Here is a 17021-nt window from a genome sequence, read left to right as displayed (position 1 = left end):
AGGCAAACCATAGAGAAGGGAAATAAAGAGTTATTAGCTAACGAACGCGATTTATTCAAATAATGTTAGAACAAGTCTGCATAACGAAAAAGCCCGCTAAAAAGCGGGCTTTCAAAATTTGGCTCCTCCAGCTGGACTTGAACCAGCGACATACGGATTAACAGTCCGCCGTTCTACCGACTGAACTATGGAGGAATTGCTGTGTTCCTGAGAACGAGGCGCATATTACCCATCCTGTTCATGCTTGTAAAGTATAAATATGAAAAAAAATGCCAAGTGATTGCTAAGTGAGCAATGCGGTGGTTATGTCGGCGAAAAACATTACCTGTAGATATCATACCTAAGAACGATAGTCATAAAGCAAAACTATATTTAACGTTAATGATACAATAAATTAACAATATGGTGATGTGATGAAAAAAACACTGCTAGCAATTGCATTAAGTTCGGTGATGTCGGGTGTGGCATTGGGGGAAGTCGATGATAGGCCTAATGTTCTGATCATCATTGCCGACGATATGGGGTATTCGGACATTAGCCCTTTTGGAGGGGAAATCCCAACACCAAATTTGCAAAAAATGGCTGAGCAAGGTGTCAGGATGAGCCAGTATTACACTTCGCCGATGTCTGCTCCTGCACGCTCAATGTTAATGACTGGAGCCACAAACCAACAAGCGGGAATGGGAGGAATGTGGTGGTATGAAAATACGGTCGGCAAGCCAGGTTATGAATTACGCTTAACGGATAGAGTGGTAACCATGGCTGAACGCTTCCAAGATGCGGGTTATAACACGTTGATGTCAGGCAAATGGCATTTAGGTTATACCAAAGGTGCGAGGCCAACAGACCGAGGTTTTAATCAAGCATTTGCTTTTATGGGAGGAGGAACCAGTCATTTTGATGATGCTAAACCGCTTGGAACGGTTGAAAGTTTCCATACGTATTATACGTTAAATGGCGAGAAAGTTTCGTTGCCGAGCGATTTTTATTCAAGTAAAAACTATGCGCAGCAATTGGAACAGTGGATTAAACAGACTCCGAGTGATCAACCAATATTTGCTTACCTCGCTTTCACCGCACCTCATGATCCTATCCAAGCGCCTGATGACTGGATCCGTAAATTTGACGGAAAATATGACGAAGGATTTGGCAAAATTTATCGGCAAAGAATAAATCGCTTGAAAGAATTAGGGATTATTAACGATAAAACACCGATGCCGAAATTAAATTTGGATAAGGAATGGGAACAATTAACCCCTGAAGAAAAGCGCTATGCAGCTAAAACGATGCAAGTATATGCTGCAATGATTGCCTATATGGACGATCAAATTGGTGGCGTTATTAATACGCTAAAAGAGACGGGGAGAGATAAAAATACGATTATTATTTTTGCGACAGATAATGGTGCAAACCCTGCATCCGGTTTTTATTATGAGTCAGACCCTGAATATTGGAAACAGTTTGATAATAGCTATGAAAATCTTGGGCGTAAGAATTCGTTTGTCTCTGTGGGGCCTCAATGGGCGAATGTCAGTAATGCACCTTATGCCAATTACCATAAAACGACCAGTGCTCAAGGGGGGATCAATACCGATTTAATTATCACTGGGCCGGGTATTGGTAAGGCGGGGAGTATAGATAAAACACCGATGGCGGTTTACGATATTGCCCCAACGCTATATGAATTTGCTGGTATTGATGCTAATAAGCAGATCAAAAATATCCATCCATTACCGATGTTAGGTACGAGCTTTAAATCCCATTTCCTTGGCAAATCGACTGTTAATCCACGGCAGCTATTTGGTGTCGAATTACATAATCAAGCGGCGTTAGTCGAAGGCGATTGGAAATTAAGGCGTTTAGTGAAAGCCTCTCCAAAAGCAGAAATGGCTCCTTGGCAACTTTTCAATTTAAAAGAAGATCCACTTGAAACCCGTGATTTAGCGGCAAAACACCCTGAAATTGTGCAAAAGCTGCAAAAGAAATATGAACAATTTGCCAAGACCGGCATGATTATTGAAGCGAAAGGAGAGGCTATCGATTACATCGGTGTCGATGAGTCTACAGGGAACTATATCGGCATAGATCCGAAGACAAATAAGCGTATTGAGCCTGCAAAGGTGAAATGATGGGAGGTTAATATGAAAATTTCTTTTTATGACCCTCCCAGATTGCAGGGGAAATCATTAAAATCAGCAATTCCTTTTCATATTTTATTAAAGCCTGTTGGTTCGGGATGTAATTTAAAGTGTGATTATTGTTATTACCCCCAGCATAATGAGCAGAAAGCGGCGCCAATGCTCAAAGCCATGTTGGAGCCATTTATTAAAAATTATATAGCTGCCCAGCCGGCTTACACCAAAGAGATCAATTTTGTCTGGCAAGGTGGAGAGCCGTTATTAGCGGGGTTAGATTTTTATAAGCGCGCGATTGCGTTACAGCAAAAATATGCGCCTCACGGAGTGCGTATTATTAACACGTTGCAAACGAATGCGACGTTATTAACGCCTTCTTGGTGCCGTTTTTTGAAACAACATGATTTTGTTATTGGCGTGAGCCTTGATGGCCCCGAATCTATCCATGATCAATACCGTCATGATAGAAGGGGAAATAGTGGCAGCTATGCCTCCGTAATAAAAGGGATCGCACTACTGCAACAGTTTGACATTGAATTCAATATATTGACGGTGGTACACGATGGTGTCGCTCATTTAGGCAAAGAGATTTACCTTCATTTTGTACAACTTGGTATTCGCTATATTCAATTTCAACCCCTTATGCTGGAGGGGGATGCTATCCATCAAGGATTCACACTCAGTGCGAATAATTGGGGGCTATTTTTAAGCTCAGTGTATCAACAGTGGCAAGCGTCAGGGCATATCGGGCGTGTTTTTGTGATGAACATTGAACAGGTATATAGCCAATACTTTACTCAGGTGAGCAGTACTTGTGTTCATTCAGAACGCTGTGGCACGAATATGATGATGGGAACTCAAGGCGAGATTTACGCTTGCGATCATCAAGCAAATCAAAGTCACTATCTTGGTCAATTTAATGGGCAGCAAGGATTTAGTGATTTTGTTGAGGCATCTATCTCGTTGCCTTTTGGGCAAAATAAGAGTCGACGCAAAGAGTGCCAACAATGCTCGGTTAAAATGGTTTGCCAAGGCGGTTGCCCGGCTCATTTGAATCAATTTGGACGTAACCAATTGTGCGAAGGCTACTTTGCCTTTTTTAGTTTGGTGCTAGCGCCGATAAGGCAATATCAGCGAAATGCGCAGGGGGTTCAGCATTGGCGTAATGCATTCTTAAAAAATGCGGTTGCTTAAATAGCAAAAGCCCGCTATAAAGCGGGCTTTCAAAATTTGGCTCCTCCAGCTGGACTTGAACCAGCGACATACGGATTAACAGTCCGCCGTTCTACCGACTGAACTATGGAGGAATTGTTGTGTTCCTGAGAACGAGGCGAATATTAACGGTATCGCCTCAGACTGTCAACGATAAAAACACAAAAATAATCTGTTTGATTACTGACTGTGCATTATGGTTGATTTTCATACTAGCTTATTGATATTGCGCTTTATTCTGAGTCATTAAAGGGGCCTTTGCCTGTGATGGGATCTCAGGATAGGCAATATGATAAATATCATAAAATGAAAGCATCCCTTTAAGTTCTAGCAAACGGGTTATTTCTTGCTTAATTGCATGATTGACTTCATTTGAATCAAGTATCTTTTGAATTGATGCATCAGAAACTTGCTCGGTAACAAACCACTCGCCATTATAACAAACACGCAGGTCGAGCACGCCAATATCTTCAAAACGGTAAACAGGTTTAATATCAAATAATAAGACAGCAGCTAATATAACAAATAGTGCGGTAAAACCTAGCATCCAATACAGACCAAAATAAGGGGCATATAAAACCAAAATTGCTAATGGAATATAGGCCGCGACCATACCGATACACAGGTAAGGATGATTTGCGATGAATTGACTGTTGAAGTAAGGTTTGCCATCGCGTTTTTCTTTTTTATTGATGGTGTCTAAATCTTCAATAAGTATTTTTTTGATGATATCCATAATGTGATAGCTCTCTGTAAAGGCATCTATACCTTGAAGAGTATCATGCGTAAGTTGAATTGTTATATATCAGTTGTAAAAAATTTTGAGTGTAATTGTCACTGTATAAGAATAATCTCACTGACAAATGGGATATTTGTTCAATAAATCTTTTAATCTATCAACAAAATGCGAAAAAATTTGTTCGGTTAACCGCGTGAAAAGTGACGTAACTTAAAAAACAGCATTTTTTTAGGGGTAATCTATATAAAATAGTTGCTATTATCCTTAACTCATGAGTTAATGAGTCTCGGCCTGTTTAGCAGTCCTATTTGATGTACGATTACTGAGTTTGTGTTCTAAAGAAGAAAGTTATCCCAGATAGCCTTTGACCGTGACGCTTCATCTTGGTTTTTTCCTGATTAAATAGTTGACTCTGGCCCATATATGCCGAAAAGGCAAGTTTTTTTGATGTTATATAGGAAAAGTCAAATGTCCGACAAAATGAAAGGTCAAGTTAAGTGGTTCAACGAGTCTAAAGGCTTCGGTTTCATCACTCCTGCTGATGGTAGCAAAGACGTTTTCGTTCACTTCTCTGCCATTCAGGGCGCTGGTTTCAAAACTCTGGCAGAAGGCCAGCAAGTTGAATTCACCATTGAAAATGGTGCGAAAGGCCCAGCAGCTGCTAACGTAACTGCAATCTAAGCTTAATTGCTTAACTGATTTTCTAAAGCCCGTCATTTTTAATGACGGGCTTTTTCATACCCGCTAAACTAGGCTTCAGAGGATTTTTTTTACTGGAGACCGCCATCAATGAAAATTCATGATCGTGTTTATGTTAAAACAGACGGACAGAGTCGTCGTGAAGGGAAGATATTGTTAATTGAGCCTTTTAATGAAGGTACAATGTATTTAGTTTCCTTGCCAGAGTACCCGGGCGGTATTTGGTTTTTTAACGAAAAAGAGGGTGGTGAAGGCGTATTTGTCAGCCCTATTGAAAGTTAAATTTGTTAAATATTTTTTTAAAGCTTTACTTCATAAATGACGCAATCTATACTTCTTGCAAATTTTCTTAGGAGATAATTACTTGGACAGTCAGAGTTGTAACACAAACACTAAATTTATTGGCAAGTAATTAATTACCTTTCTATTTAACTGCTTGCCACCATGGCGGGCAGTATCGAGCGTAAATGCACGCGATACTCCTTAATATAAAGTGATGAGCTATCAATAGCTTATTGTTATTTTGTGAGTAAAAATCATGAAGCTCTATTTCTATTCATTATTTCCTCCGGGTATATGCCTATAACGTCTGAATAATTATTTTATTATTCACTTTAAGGCTATATGGAATTTATTTTCCATATTTTCATCTACCCAAAATAATTTGAGATGCAGTGAAGCAGCAAGAGAATACATTGCCAGAGGTATAGCTAATGATGCCTCTGCGGTGAATAAATATTGTTAAAAACACTGTGGCTTGAAATATGACTGATATATCCAAATTATTTTTGGAGGAACAATCATGTTATTTACTCCTGATATTTTCAATTTAGTTTCTGCAATGTGCCTAGGAGCATTAATCGGCGCTGAGCGTCAATGGCGTCAACGTATGGCAGGGCTACGCACTAATGCCTTAGTTGCAACTGGGGCGGCTGTATTTATTTTAAGCTCAGTGACAACTTCACCTGATAGCCCCGGACGAATTGCGGCACAAGTCGTGTCAGGGATCGGTTTTCTTGGCGCTGGTGTCATTATGCGTGAAGGAATGAATATCCGTGGTTTGAATACGGCGGCAACCCTTTGGTGCTCAGCGGGGATTGGTGTGTTATGTGGACTTGGCCAATATTCTTTAGCGACCATGGCAACCATGCTTATCTTGTGCGCCAATATCTTACTGCGAGAGGCAGCACAACGTATTAACAAACAGCCACAGCAGCAGGCGATTGATATAGCGCAGCGCTATAAGATCCGCGTGATGTGCCATCAAGAAGACGAAATCTTAGTGAGAACTTTAATTTTACAGGCCATCAATGGGTTAAATATTCGTCTACAGTCATTAAGCAGTGCCGATACATTGAAACCTGAACAGTTAGAGGTGCTCGCGGAGTTTTTAGCGACGCCAGCGGAACAGAAAGAAATTGAAGCGCTAGTGTGTCGGATCAGTCTTGAACAGAGTGTTAGCGCAATCAATTGGAAAGTCGCATCAGAGCTGCCAGCCTGAATGCCAGATCATCATTAACAAAAGGAGCCGCAATGGACGATCACCCTCCGTCATGGAGCCAATACAGGAGCTATCTAACTATGAATAAATAATTTATTTTCAGTTAGATAGCGTTTTAAGCCGCACGCAAAGTGCCTAGTAGAGATAAACGTTATGACTGAAATCAGGCATCAACACAGAACTGGCAAAAATGCCAAAGTGACTGGACACCAAAAATTTATTGTTGGCGAACAAGCAAACAAAACAGTAGAGCAAGTGCTGAATGCGTATCAAACTCATTTACTTGGTTTATCCGAGAATGAAGCACTCGACCGATTAGTCTCTGTGGGGGAAAATGAAGTCGCTCATGAAAAGGCCCCTCCAGCATGGAAACAGCTACTCTCTTCATTTAAGAATCCCTTTATTTTTGTTTTAATGACGTTGGCTGTAGTGAGTTTTTTCACCGATTACCTGATCCCAGAACGACACGGTGAAGAGACTGATTTAACGGGCGTGATTATTATTGTCACGATGGTTTTGCTAAGCGGATTATTGCGATTTTGGCAGGAGTATCGAACTAATAAGGCCGCGGAGGCGTTAAAGTCACTTGTTCGTACGACAGCAACCGTATTTCGTCGTGATAACCAAACAGGGCGCTCAGTCCGTAAAGAAATTCCAATAAAGTGTTTAGTGCCGGGAGATATTGTACTGTTATCGGCAGGGGATATGGTTCCAGCAGATCTCAAACTCGTTGAGTCTCGCGACCTCTTTATCAGTCAGGCCATATTAACAGGGGAATCAATTCCTGTAGAGAAATATGACACTTTGGGGGATGTTAGTGCTAAAAGTCTTGAAACGGTTTCGCCAACGGAAAATGAATTATTGGAGATTTCCAATATTTGTTTAATGGGAACCAATGTTACCAGTGGGGCAGCAAGAGGTATTGTGGTTGCCACAGGGGCAAAAACTTACCTTGGCTCATTGGCAAAATCAATCGTAGGAACCCGTGCACAAACTGCATTTGATCGTGGAGTCAGTAGTGTGAGTTGGTTACTTATTCGCTTTATGTTGGTGATGGTTCCGATTGTTTTGTTGATTAACGGTTTTACAAAAGGCGATTGGTTTGAAGCGACACTATTCTCTCTTGCTGTTGCAGTCGGCCTCACACCTGAAATGCTGCCTATGATTGTTAGCTCTAATTTAGCCAAAGGGGCGATCGCCATGTCTAAACACAAGGTGATTGTTAAAAGGCTTAATGCGATTCAAAATTTTGGGGCAATGGATGTCCTTTGTACAGATAAAACAGGCACGTTAACGCAAGATAAGATCATATTAGAGCATTATTTAGATAGTGCAGGGCAGAAAGATAACCAAATCCTTCAGCTCGCGTGGTTAAATAGTTTTAATCAAAGCGGCACGAAAAATATGATGGATCAGGCAATTATTCGCCGAGGAAGAGGGAAACAGGAGATTGAACAGTTACGTGCTTATCAAAAAATCGATGAGTTACCGTTTGATTTTATTCGTCGTAAACTTTCTGTCACGGTAAAAACAGCGGAAGGTGAGGCTCTGTTGATATGCAAAGGTGCGGCGGAAGAGATGCTAGCGGTATGCACAAGCTATCAGCAAAATGGTCAATCGCTCTTATTAGATTCACAAGCTAGGAAGCAAATCAGTGAGTTAGTGAGTGACTATAATCGTCAAGGTTTTCGCGTTTTATTACTTGCAACTCGTCACTTAAATGAAGATGAGGCTTGTTTACCTCTTTCAGCCCAAGCTGAGCAGCAGCTTGAATTACGTGGTCTTTTGACATTCCTCGACCCTGCAAAAGAAAGTGCAATTTCAGCAATTGCCGCATTGCGAGACAATGGGGTAACCGTAAAAGTATTAACAGGTGACAATGCCATCATTACGGAAAAAATTTGCCGTGACGTTGGGATAAGTATTAGCGAAATTATGACTGGCCTTGAAGTCGAGGCAATGACCGATGAGGCGTTAAAACAAAAAGTAGAGCAGGTATCGGTATTCTGTAAATTAACACCTTTACAAAAATCCAAAATTTTAAAATTACTACAGGCGAATGGCCATACAGTAGGTTTTTTAGGTGATGGCATTAACGATGCGCCCGCACTTCGTGATGCGGATGTCGGAATTTCTGTTGATACAGGTAGCGATATTGCGAAAGAATCCGCTGATATTATTCTGCTAGAAAAGGATTTAATGGTTCTTGAGCAGGGCGTAATTAAAGGAAGGGAAACGTTCGGCAATATCATTAAATATTTGAATATGACCGCGAGTTCCAATTTTGGAAATGTCTTCTCGGTATTGATTGCAAGTGCATTTATTCCTTTTTTGCCGATGCTAGCCATCCACCTGTTAGTGCAAAATTTATTGTATGATATTTCCCAGTTGGCTTTACCTTGGGACAAAATGGATAAAGAGTTTTTAAAACGTCCCCGTAAATGGGATGCAAAAAACATTGGCCGTTTTATGGTTTGGATTGGGCCAACATCATCCATATTTGATATCACTACATTTGCACTGATGTGGTATGTATTTCAGGCCAATACGGTTGCTCATGAAGCATTATTCCAATCAGGCTGGTTTGTCGAGGGATTATTATCACAAACATTAGTCGTTCATATGTTACGGACTCAAAAGATCCCATTTATCCAAAGTACAGCAGCATTACCTGTATTATTAACCACCGGGTTTATTATGGTACTAGGTTTATATATTCCATTCTCGCCATTTGGTGAAATGATTGGATTACAGCCATTACCAATTGAATATTTCCCTTGGCTGGTGTTAACTCTAGTCAGTTATTGTATTGTCGCTCAGTTAATGAAACAGTTTTATATTAAACGGTTTGGTAATTGGTTGTAATATAAGGGGCATAATAAAGCAGTAAAGTGATATAAGATTACTTTACTGCTTTTTATTTATCAAACAAAAATTAATGGTTGTTGCTTGGACTTCTCGATAACAATATTATTGATGAGGGTTGCCGTATCTTCTCTGATCTTGCTTAATGAGATATTCGGGTAATAGTGTGAGAAAATATAATCACTAATTGTGTTTAAACATAGTTCTTTAATTTGGCCTCTCACTAGGCTATTTCCGTCCGAGAACTCTTTTGCGAGAATGTGTAGCTTGCTTTCTAGCTCTTTGACAGAGATAACGGCCCCCTTAATTGAGGGTTGAGCTAGCGTATCAAAGTCGACACCAAGGTATATGCCATGAGACTGCTCTATCTGTGAAAATATTTTGGCTTTATCCGCTTTAGTAATAATATTTTCTTTTTTATCGTTAACTTGGTTTTTTGTTAAAATTTGACTGTTTATTTTATCTATTTCTTTGTTAATAATTGAGCAAACATAGGTTTTTTGTTCTTGCAAGATAAATTCATCAACAATCTTTTCATAGATCTTCGATTTTTCTTTTTGATTAAAAAACGGAAGCTTCCCACGTGTCAAACTCGATAGGGTATCTTGGAAAGATGCTGAGATGGAATGATTCACGCTATCATGAATATGATTAATATCAAATTCTAATGTTTTCTTTAATTCAAAAGGGGTGTTTTTAATATAGTTTATTTTAGGTGCTATTTGAGGGGTAACTTTTAATTCATTATTATCGGACTCTACAGTGACAATAAACTTATCTTTACTGTTAATTTTTCTTAAAAAGGTATCACTTTCGTAGGCTTTAGTGGGTGTGGATGTTAGATAAAATTTCATATTTTCCCCTTTTGAATAATCTCTATTTAAAAGGACCTTAAATCTAATCATTACGTGGTTATTTAGATTACGATTAAAATGAATCTTAATAGGTTATTTCGTATTATCTAAAATAGCGTCTAATAGCCACGCAATGACTGTTTTTTCCGTATAATTTATAGTAGGTAAATAGAGATGAAATTACTTTCAAAAAACAATAATACGTTTCGTGGATGTCATCGATTGGAAGATATGAAGAGATTCGCTATGAGTGATGGAGCCAAGGATTAATGGCTCCATATTTTCAAAGATATCTGATTATTGCAGACCTAATACAGATTTCATTTGTTTCAGTGCATCAATACCTTGTTGGCAAGCTTTATCTTGCTGATCTTTAGGTAATGCTGCAATTTGCTTTTTACCTTCTTCCAGCTGGCCTTTCATTGAGTCCAGTTGAGTTTTTGCTTGTGGATCTTCAGAAGCTTTAGCGATTAAACCATCCACTTCAGCAAAATATGCGTTACAAGTCTCAGTTGCACCTGCAACTACTTCTGCTTTTTTCTCTTCTTCAGAGCAAGCAGTGATAGTCAATGCCATTAAACCCATACCGCAAGCTAAAATTAACTTTTTCATAATCAACCTTAAAATTATTTGTTATTGAAGTAGCAAAATCGAGTATATAAGAGATTGCTGCAATATCAAACGTGACAAATCCTAAAAAATAACTCGACAAATCGTTTATAAGTTAATCAAAAATAAATATTTTTATCGTTATAAATTTACTATTTGGTTTTTTAGTCTAAATAATACGAGTTATTCATTAAATAAGGCTTGGAATAAGAACAATGAAAATGTGTTATTGAAAGTACGATATGTGTACCTGATCCACTTGTTGGATATTGAGAGCCGTTAGAACAGTTGCCGCGAGTCGCTTGTTTTTCATTCAGATAATGCAAAGTGCCATTTCATCACTTACCAAGAAAGTTATCCACAGATTGAAGGGGGTTTTACCCACAGAAAATGTGGATGGCGTGACATTTTCTATGATGCTTTTTTCATCGTTCGATGAACTCACTATCCTTTTCTATGAGTAAGTACGTAGAGGAATATACTTGCTGTATATCATTAAGTTACTGGTTTTCTGGAAGAACATTAAGTAAGTTCTATAAACCTAATAGACTTTTTTGCTATAAACTATAACTATTTTGCATATAATCAGAAAATAAATTCATATGTGTAATTGTCATATAAATGTAAAAAATAATTTACATCTTAGTGTTTATAGTAGCTTATGGACTATTTAAAAAATAAACAACTACGGCATAAATAGTTAAATTTTAGTTATGCTAAGTGATTTGCGTCACACTTTTGCTATTTTAGCGTCAATTTATCTATAGAACTGATTTTTAAATTAAATTTCCATTGAATGCACTGGTGAATATCAGTAAAGTTTCTGTCCTAGTGGTTGGTATGGTGAGCGTCTTATAAAATTTCATCGTGCTTTGATTTTATGCAAAGACAATAAAAGACTGGTTTAATAGGTTGACGCTAAATCAAATTCGTACCAAACTCTAGTCTTCGCAGAAATTCGCCAAAGAGCGATAGACGCGATAGAATGCATTTCACAGAGGGAAGTAGTGCATACGGTGTTTTTTTAGTATGAATGCTTACCTTAAGTGAAAGTAAATAGCTTGATATAGGTATATCTGTATCACTATGCAACATAGCGGATAATAATAATGCTATGGGCATAATCAGAATGTAACGTGACATGTCACGCTACAATTTTAATTTTAGACTTACACACAGGGCTTTATCATCATGTCTGCTTCTATTGTTAAGAAACGGCCTCTGAGTCGTTATATTAAAGACTTTAAACACAGCCAAACACATTGTGCACATTGTCATAAAACATTGGATCGTATCTCTCTCGTTTTTAACGATAGTATCTTGAATAAAGAAGCTATTGCTGAGATGACTGAGTTGGTCGATGAAAATACTTGGCTTGAGTTACAGGATAAATTTACTGCACTTTGTCGTTTCTGCAGCGAAATTTATTGCAATAGTAATACTGACTTCTTTGATATTATGTCATTTAAGCAGTATTTATTTTTACAGACTGAAATGAGCCATAGTACCGTTCGTGAATATGTTGTTCGTTTGCGCCGCCTAGATGAACTACTCTCATCATCAAACTTCTCAATGAAAGAGTTCACTACAAGCAAAATCCAAGAGCAATTAAGCGATAAAATGACTGAATCGGCTTTCAGTAATTATAATATTGCGCTCCGTAAATATGAGCAATATTTATACTGGGAATCAGAGAAAAATTAATCAATAGCATCAGAGCAAGTCAAGTGCTTGCTTAAAATGTTATAGTTAAAATATGTCAGGTGTCCATTTTGGGCACCTTTTTGCTTTTCCCTTTAAATAAGCCCACTTTTATTATTCAATTACCAATTACACTGCCAAATATTTATTAGTTTAATACTCCTGAATCAGAATATAGATATTATTTTGACCAATTAAGTCATATAAAGAATAAGCAATAATGACTATTGTTTATTGAGTATAATTCGCTCTTAATTAACCAATATCATAAAGCGCCAGTAATAATGGTAAGTGATTAAAGCGTGAATAGGAGCGTGTTATTGAGGGTAGGGAGTCTGATCAATTGAGGTATTCTGAAAACCAAAAAAACAGCCTGACCCCAATATTTTTTAGGCTCAGGCTGTGGTTAATTAGCCAATTGTCATTAAGCTTGCATTACCACCAGCAGCAGCGGTGTTGACGCTTAGTGAGCGCTCATGAACTAATCTTTCTAGCAGTAAGTTAGTTTCACCTCGTTCAAAGCCTTGAACAGAGATAATCGGGCCTTTACGTTTGGCAACCGTTTCACAGACGATTTTGAGTTGATCGCTGTCACCATGGTAAATAACCGCTTCAATATGTCCGTTATACTCTTGCCAATCTTTGGTGATTGAAACTGCGTTACGCACTTTTTCAGGTAGCGACTTATACAGTTTTTGGTGTATTTCGCTTTCTGGCCATAATGCTTGGCAGCCACTCGCAAGAACTCCCGCCAATTGCACTAAGCAGTCTTTCTCGTTATCACTGAGACATAAAATAGTGCCTCGAGGCGTTAAAGTATAAGTGTTTCTTTCCCCTGTAGGCCCAGGTAATAAACGCGAAGTCCCCGCCTGTGCATGACGTGCAAACTGCTCAAAGATAGCCGGTTCGATGCGATTTTCTTGCTTCTCCAACCATGACGAGAAGGCATCAAAAGGTTCGAGGAGTTGTGGTCTTGCGCTGGCATCCATTGCTAACTCATTGTCTTGTCTTTCGAGTGTACGTGATACCGCATTATCAGGGCGTTCACTTAACAACCGATAGAGATAAAGTGGGCCACCGGCTTTAGGTCCGGTACCAGAGAGGCCTTCACCACCAAATGGTTGAACGCCAACTACAGCACCTACCATATTGCGGTTGACATATAAGTTACCGACTTTTGCTTTCATAACGACTTGATTGATAGTCTCATCAATACGGGTATGAACACCAAGTGTTAACCCATATCCTGCCGCATTAATTTGTTCAATAAGATCGGTGAGTTGTTCGCGCTTGTAGCGTACCACATGTAATACAGGACCAAATATTTCCTTTTTCAATTCGCCAACGTTGTCTAACTCAATCAGTGTTGGTTTAACATAAGTACCTTCGGACTGCTCACGTAGGTCATCAATATTGTCAAATACAGCTTGGAAGACCTCTTTACCTTTGCTACGCATTTGCTGGATATGCTGTTCAATATTCTCTTTAGCTTCATTATCGATAACCGGCCCGATATCCGTAGAAAGGTGCTCTGGATTGCCCATACGGCACTCTTCCATCGCACCTTTTAACATACGAATTGTGCGATCAGCGACATCTTCTTGGATACATAAAATACGTAGGGCGGAGCAGCGTTGACCTGCACTATCAAAAGCAGAAGCGACAACATCTGTCACGACTTGCTCTGTTAAGGCCGACGAATCGACGATCATCGCATTTAATCCGCCAGTTTCTGCGATGAGTGGGGTTGGACGTCCTTGAGCATCCAGCCTTCCCGCAATATTACGTTGCAGCAATCCAGCAACTTCCGTAGAGCCTGTAAACATTACACCACGAACTCTTGCATCACCCACTAATTTCGCACCAATCGTTTCCCCTTTACCCGGTAAAAATTGCAATACTTCATGTGGAATACCGGCTTGATGGAGCATTGATACTGCAATTGAGCCGATCAGTGGTGTTTGCTCTGCGGGTTTCGCTAATACCGTGTTACCTGCTGCGAGAGCTGCCGCAATCTGTCCGGTGAAAATTGCTAGAGGGAAGTTCCATGGACTAATGCAAACCACAGGGCCTAACGGTCGATGGGTATTGTTATCAAAGTCATCGCGGACTTGAGTTGCATAATAATTCAAGAAATCAACGGCTTCACGAACCTCTGCAATCGCGTTAGCGTAGGTTTTCCCCGCTTCACGAACCAGTACATCAAGTAGAGGCTGTAATTGTTGCTCCATGATGTCTGCGGCACGTAAGAGGATAGCTGCACGCTCTGACGGTGGAGTCGCAAACCAAATAGCTCCTGCATCATTGGCGATGTTTAATGCATGCTCTGCTTCTTCCAACGTTGCTTCACGAACATGACCGACAATGTCAGAATGGCATGCTGGGTTAATCACTGGAAGCGCATTTTCGGCTGATTTAGCCAGTTGATATTCCCCACCAAGTAGTGGTTGAGCTAATTTTTCTTGCATCGCTGCGGTTAAAAGTGCGCTAGAAAGCGATGCTAAGCGATGTTCATTGGAGAGGTCTAGCCCCATTGAGTTGACACGATTCTTTCCATACAAGTCACGAGGAAGGGCTATTTTAGGGTGAGGTAACCCAATTTGTCCTTCTGCTTTCGATAACTCTAATACGTCTTTGACAGGATCAGATACTAGTTCATCAAGTGGAATGGTCGCATCAGCAATGCGGTTCACAAATGAGGTATTCGCCCCATTTTCGAGTAAGCGACGGACTAAATAAGCCAATAAGGTTTCGTGTGTTCCGACAGGTGCATAGATACGACAAGGGCGGTTGAGTTTACCATCAGCAACTTTCCCGACAACTTGTTCATATAATGGCTCACCCATTCCATGTAGGCATTGGAATTCATATTGACCTGGATAGTAGTTTTTACCTGCAATTTGGTAAATTGCAGCCAGCGTATGGGCGTTATGAGTTGCAAATTGTGGGTAAATCAGATTTGGTACTGACAACAATTTGCGAGCGCATGCGAGGTATGAAACATCGGTATACACTTTACGCGTATAAACAGGGTAGCCTTCTAAACCATCAATTTGAGCGCGCTTAATTTCACTGTCCCAATAAGCCCCTTTAACTAGGCGGATCATCAAGCGGCGTTTGCTTCGTTCAGCAAGATCAATAATTGCATCAATCACGAATGGGCAACGTTTTTGGTACGCCTGAATAACAAAACCAATACCGTTCCAACCTGCAAGTTGCGGCTCAAAGCAAAGTTTTTCGAGTAGGTCGAGGGAGATTTCTAAACGGTCTGCCTCTTCAGCATCAATATTAATTCCAATATCATATTGATGGGCTTGTAATACGAGTGATAGCAAACGAGGGTATAGCTCTTCCATTACGCGAGAGTATTGCGCTCTGCTGTAACGAGGGTGTAAGGCTGATAACTTGATAGAGATCCCCGGTCCTTCATAGATACCGCGGCCATTCGATGCTTTACCGATAGCATGGATCGCCTGTTGGTAGGATACCATATAATCTTGAGCATCTTTTTCTGTTAACGCCGCTTCGCCCAACATATCATAAGAGTAGCGGAAACCTTTTTCTTCCAGCTTCCTTGCATTCGCTAATGCTTGTGCAATTGTTTCGCCAGTAACAAATTGCTCTCCCATTAAGCGCATTGCCATGTCAACGCCTTTGCGAATTAATGGTTCGCCACTTTTACTAATAATACGGTTCAATGAGCTAGATAGCTTGGCTTCATTGTGAGTCGAAACCAGTTTGCCTGTAAATAGTAATCCCCAAGTTGCTGCATTAACAAACATGGAGCTACTTTGGCCCAAATGAGATTGCCAATTACCTGTACTGATTTTATCGCGGATGAGTGCATCTCGTGTTGCTTTATCAGGAATACGTAATAAAGCTTCAGCCAAACACATGAGTGCAACACCTTCTTGTGAAGAGAGTGAAAACTCTTGCAATAAGCCTTGAACTAAACCAGAGCGGCCAATCCCATTTTTTTGATTACGTAATTTTTCTGCGATGGAATAAGCCAACTTATGGGCGGCATCTGCTTGCTCTGCGGGGAGTTGTGCTTGTTGTAGCAACATCGGCAGTGCTTGTGTTTCAGGAATACGATAAGCAGATGTAATCGCTGAGCGTTTAACCGATTGAGGTAAAATATGTTCAGCGAAATCCAAAAAAGGCTGATAATTCGATTCAGTAACGGATTCTTCTTCTGATATTTGGCCATCTTTGTTATCTTGTCCCGAGGAAATCTCAGGGATGAACTGTTGATTATCAAGCTGTTCAAGATAATTAAATATGGCTTGTTTAATTAGCCAATGCGGCGTGCGGTCAAGACGTTGAGCAGCAGTTTTAATGCGTTCACGAGTCGCTTCATCAAGTCTCACACCCATAGTTGTCGTACTACTCATCCCATTTCCTCTAAATAATTAGCTACTAGAAACAAAAAAGTTACACATCAATAGCATGATGTTGCAACTTTGTGCAACGTTGTTAAAGCCTATTCTAAAGGAATTGTGAAATATATCGTATTTTTATTTGTAAAATGAGATGGTTAGAAATGGATTTTGCTAGTTTTGATTGAAAATTAATAAGTTATTGATTCTCTTTGCTAGGTAAGTTGTGAGTGAATTGATTAATTCTTGCATCAAAAATTTAACATTTGTGATACGGATATCGTTTATTGAACAAAATAACGTTAATTTCTTGTTAATCGGAAATGA

The 17021-nt window shown here is 39.7% G+C and carries 11 protein-coding genes and 2 tRNA genes; 7 read left to right on the top strand and 6 right to left on the bottom strand.

The genetic code is table 11. The features are described 5' to 3' along the window. Positions 1–119: 119 nt before the first annotated feature. Positions 120–195 (bottom strand) — tRNA-Asn (locus PR709_RS04875). A gap of 218 nt (positions 196–413) precedes the next feature. On the opposite strand from PR709_RS04875, the gene PR709_RS04870 reads away from it, so the two are divergent. After that, positions 414–2129: an arylsulfatase gene (locus PR709_RS04870; RefSeq protein ID WP_004918507.1), complete on the top strand. Its 1716-nt coding sequence runs from the start codon at positions 414–416 to the stop codon at positions 2127–2129. A 12-nt stretch (positions 2130–2141) separates the two neighbouring features. Then, on the top strand, positions 2142–3329 hold the full coding sequence (locus PR709_RS04865) for an anaerobic sulfatase maturase (RefSeq protein ID WP_272570773.1): 1188 nt from the start codon (positions 2142–2144) through the stop codon (positions 3327–3329). A 37-nt stretch (positions 3330–3366) separates the two neighbouring features. On the opposite strand, the gene PR709_RS04860 is transcribed toward PR709_RS04865, so the two are convergent. Together PR709_RS04860 and PR709_RS04855 are read right to left on the bottom strand one after the other, a co-directional pair. Beyond that, positions 3367–3442: transfer RNA gene (locus tag PR709_RS04860), tRNA-Asn, on the bottom strand. Positions 3443–3564: 122 nt separating this feature from the next. Then, positions 3565–4083 carry a YlaC family protein gene (locus PR709_RS04855; protein ID WP_004918510.1) on the bottom strand — a complete coding sequence of 173 codons (519 nt, stop codon included), beginning with the start codon at positions 4081–4083 and terminating at the stop codon, positions 3565–3567. Positions 4084–4554: 471 nt separating this feature from the next. Here PR709_RS04855 and cspE point away from each other — a divergent pair, with 471 nt between their 5' ends. The 4 genes from cspE (at position 4555) to mgtA (ending at position 9151) form a co-directional block, all read left to right on the top strand. Further along, positions 4555–4767: a transcription antiterminator/RNA stability regulator CspE gene (gene cspE / locus PR709_RS04850; RefSeq protein ID WP_008911725.1), complete on the top strand. Its 213-nt coding sequence runs from the start codon at positions 4555–4557 to the stop codon at positions 4765–4767. A 108-nt stretch (positions 4768–4875) separates the two neighbouring features. After that, a complete protein-coding gene (gene dsrB / locus PR709_RS04845; protein WP_004918512.1) occupies positions 4876–5067 on the top strand; it encodes a protein DsrB in 192 nt (63 codons plus the stop codon). Between the two features lie 520 nt (positions 5068–5587). Continuing rightward, on the top strand, positions 5588–6286 hold the full coding sequence (locus PR709_RS04840; RefSeq protein ID WP_004918513.1) for an MgtC family protein: 699 nt from the start codon (positions 5588–5590) through the stop codon (positions 6284–6286). Between the two features lie 153 nt (positions 6287–6439). Next, positions 6440–9151 carry a magnesium-translocating P-type ATPase gene (gene mgtA / locus PR709_RS04835; protein WP_272570770.1) on the top strand — a complete coding sequence of 904 codons (2712 nt, stop codon included), beginning with the start codon at positions 6440–6442 and terminating at the stop codon, positions 9149–9151. Positions 9152–9210: 59 nt separating this feature from the next. On the opposite strand, the gene PR709_RS04830 is transcribed toward mgtA, so the two are convergent. Both PR709_RS04830 and PR709_RS04825 read right to left on the bottom strand, forming a co-directional pair. Further along, the gene (locus PR709_RS04830; protein ID WP_239686473.1) at positions 9211–10005 is read right to left on the bottom strand and encodes a hypothetical protein; all 795 of its coding nucleotides are present in this window, start codon (positions 10003–10005) and stop codon (positions 9211–9213) included. A 297-nt stretch (positions 10006–10302) separates the two neighbouring features. After that, positions 10303–10617, bottom strand: a complete 315-nt coding sequence (locus PR709_RS04825; protein ID WP_004918520.1) for a DUF5339 domain-containing protein — start codon at positions 10615–10617, stop codon at positions 10303–10305. A 1188-nt stretch (positions 10618–11805) separates the two neighbouring features. On the opposite strand from PR709_RS04825, the gene fliZ reads away from it, so the two are divergent. Beyond that, the gene (gene fliZ, locus PR709_RS04820) at positions 11806–12318 is read left to right on the top strand and encodes a flagella biosynthesis regulatory protein FliZ (protein WP_004918523.1); all 513 of its coding nucleotides are present in this window, start codon (positions 11806–11808) and stop codon (positions 12316–12318) included. Between the two features lie 407 nt (positions 12319–12725). On the opposite strand, the gene putA is transcribed toward fliZ, so the two are convergent. Further along, positions 12726–16691, bottom strand: coding sequence for a trifunctional transcriptional regulator/proline dehydrogenase/L-glutamate gamma-semialdehyde dehydrogenase (gene putA, locus PR709_RS04815; RefSeq protein WP_404823888.1), 3966 nt, complete (start codon positions 16689–16691; stop codon positions 12726–12728). Between the last annotated feature and the right edge of the window lie 330 nt (positions 16692–17021).

Source organism: Providencia sp. PROV267 (assembly GCF_028477825.1).
In the GTDB taxonomy this organism is placed as follows: domain Bacteria; phylum Pseudomonadota; class Gammaproteobacteria; order Enterobacterales; family Enterobacteriaceae; genus Providencia; species Providencia stuartii.
This window is presented reverse-complemented; position numbering and strand designations above follow the sequence as displayed.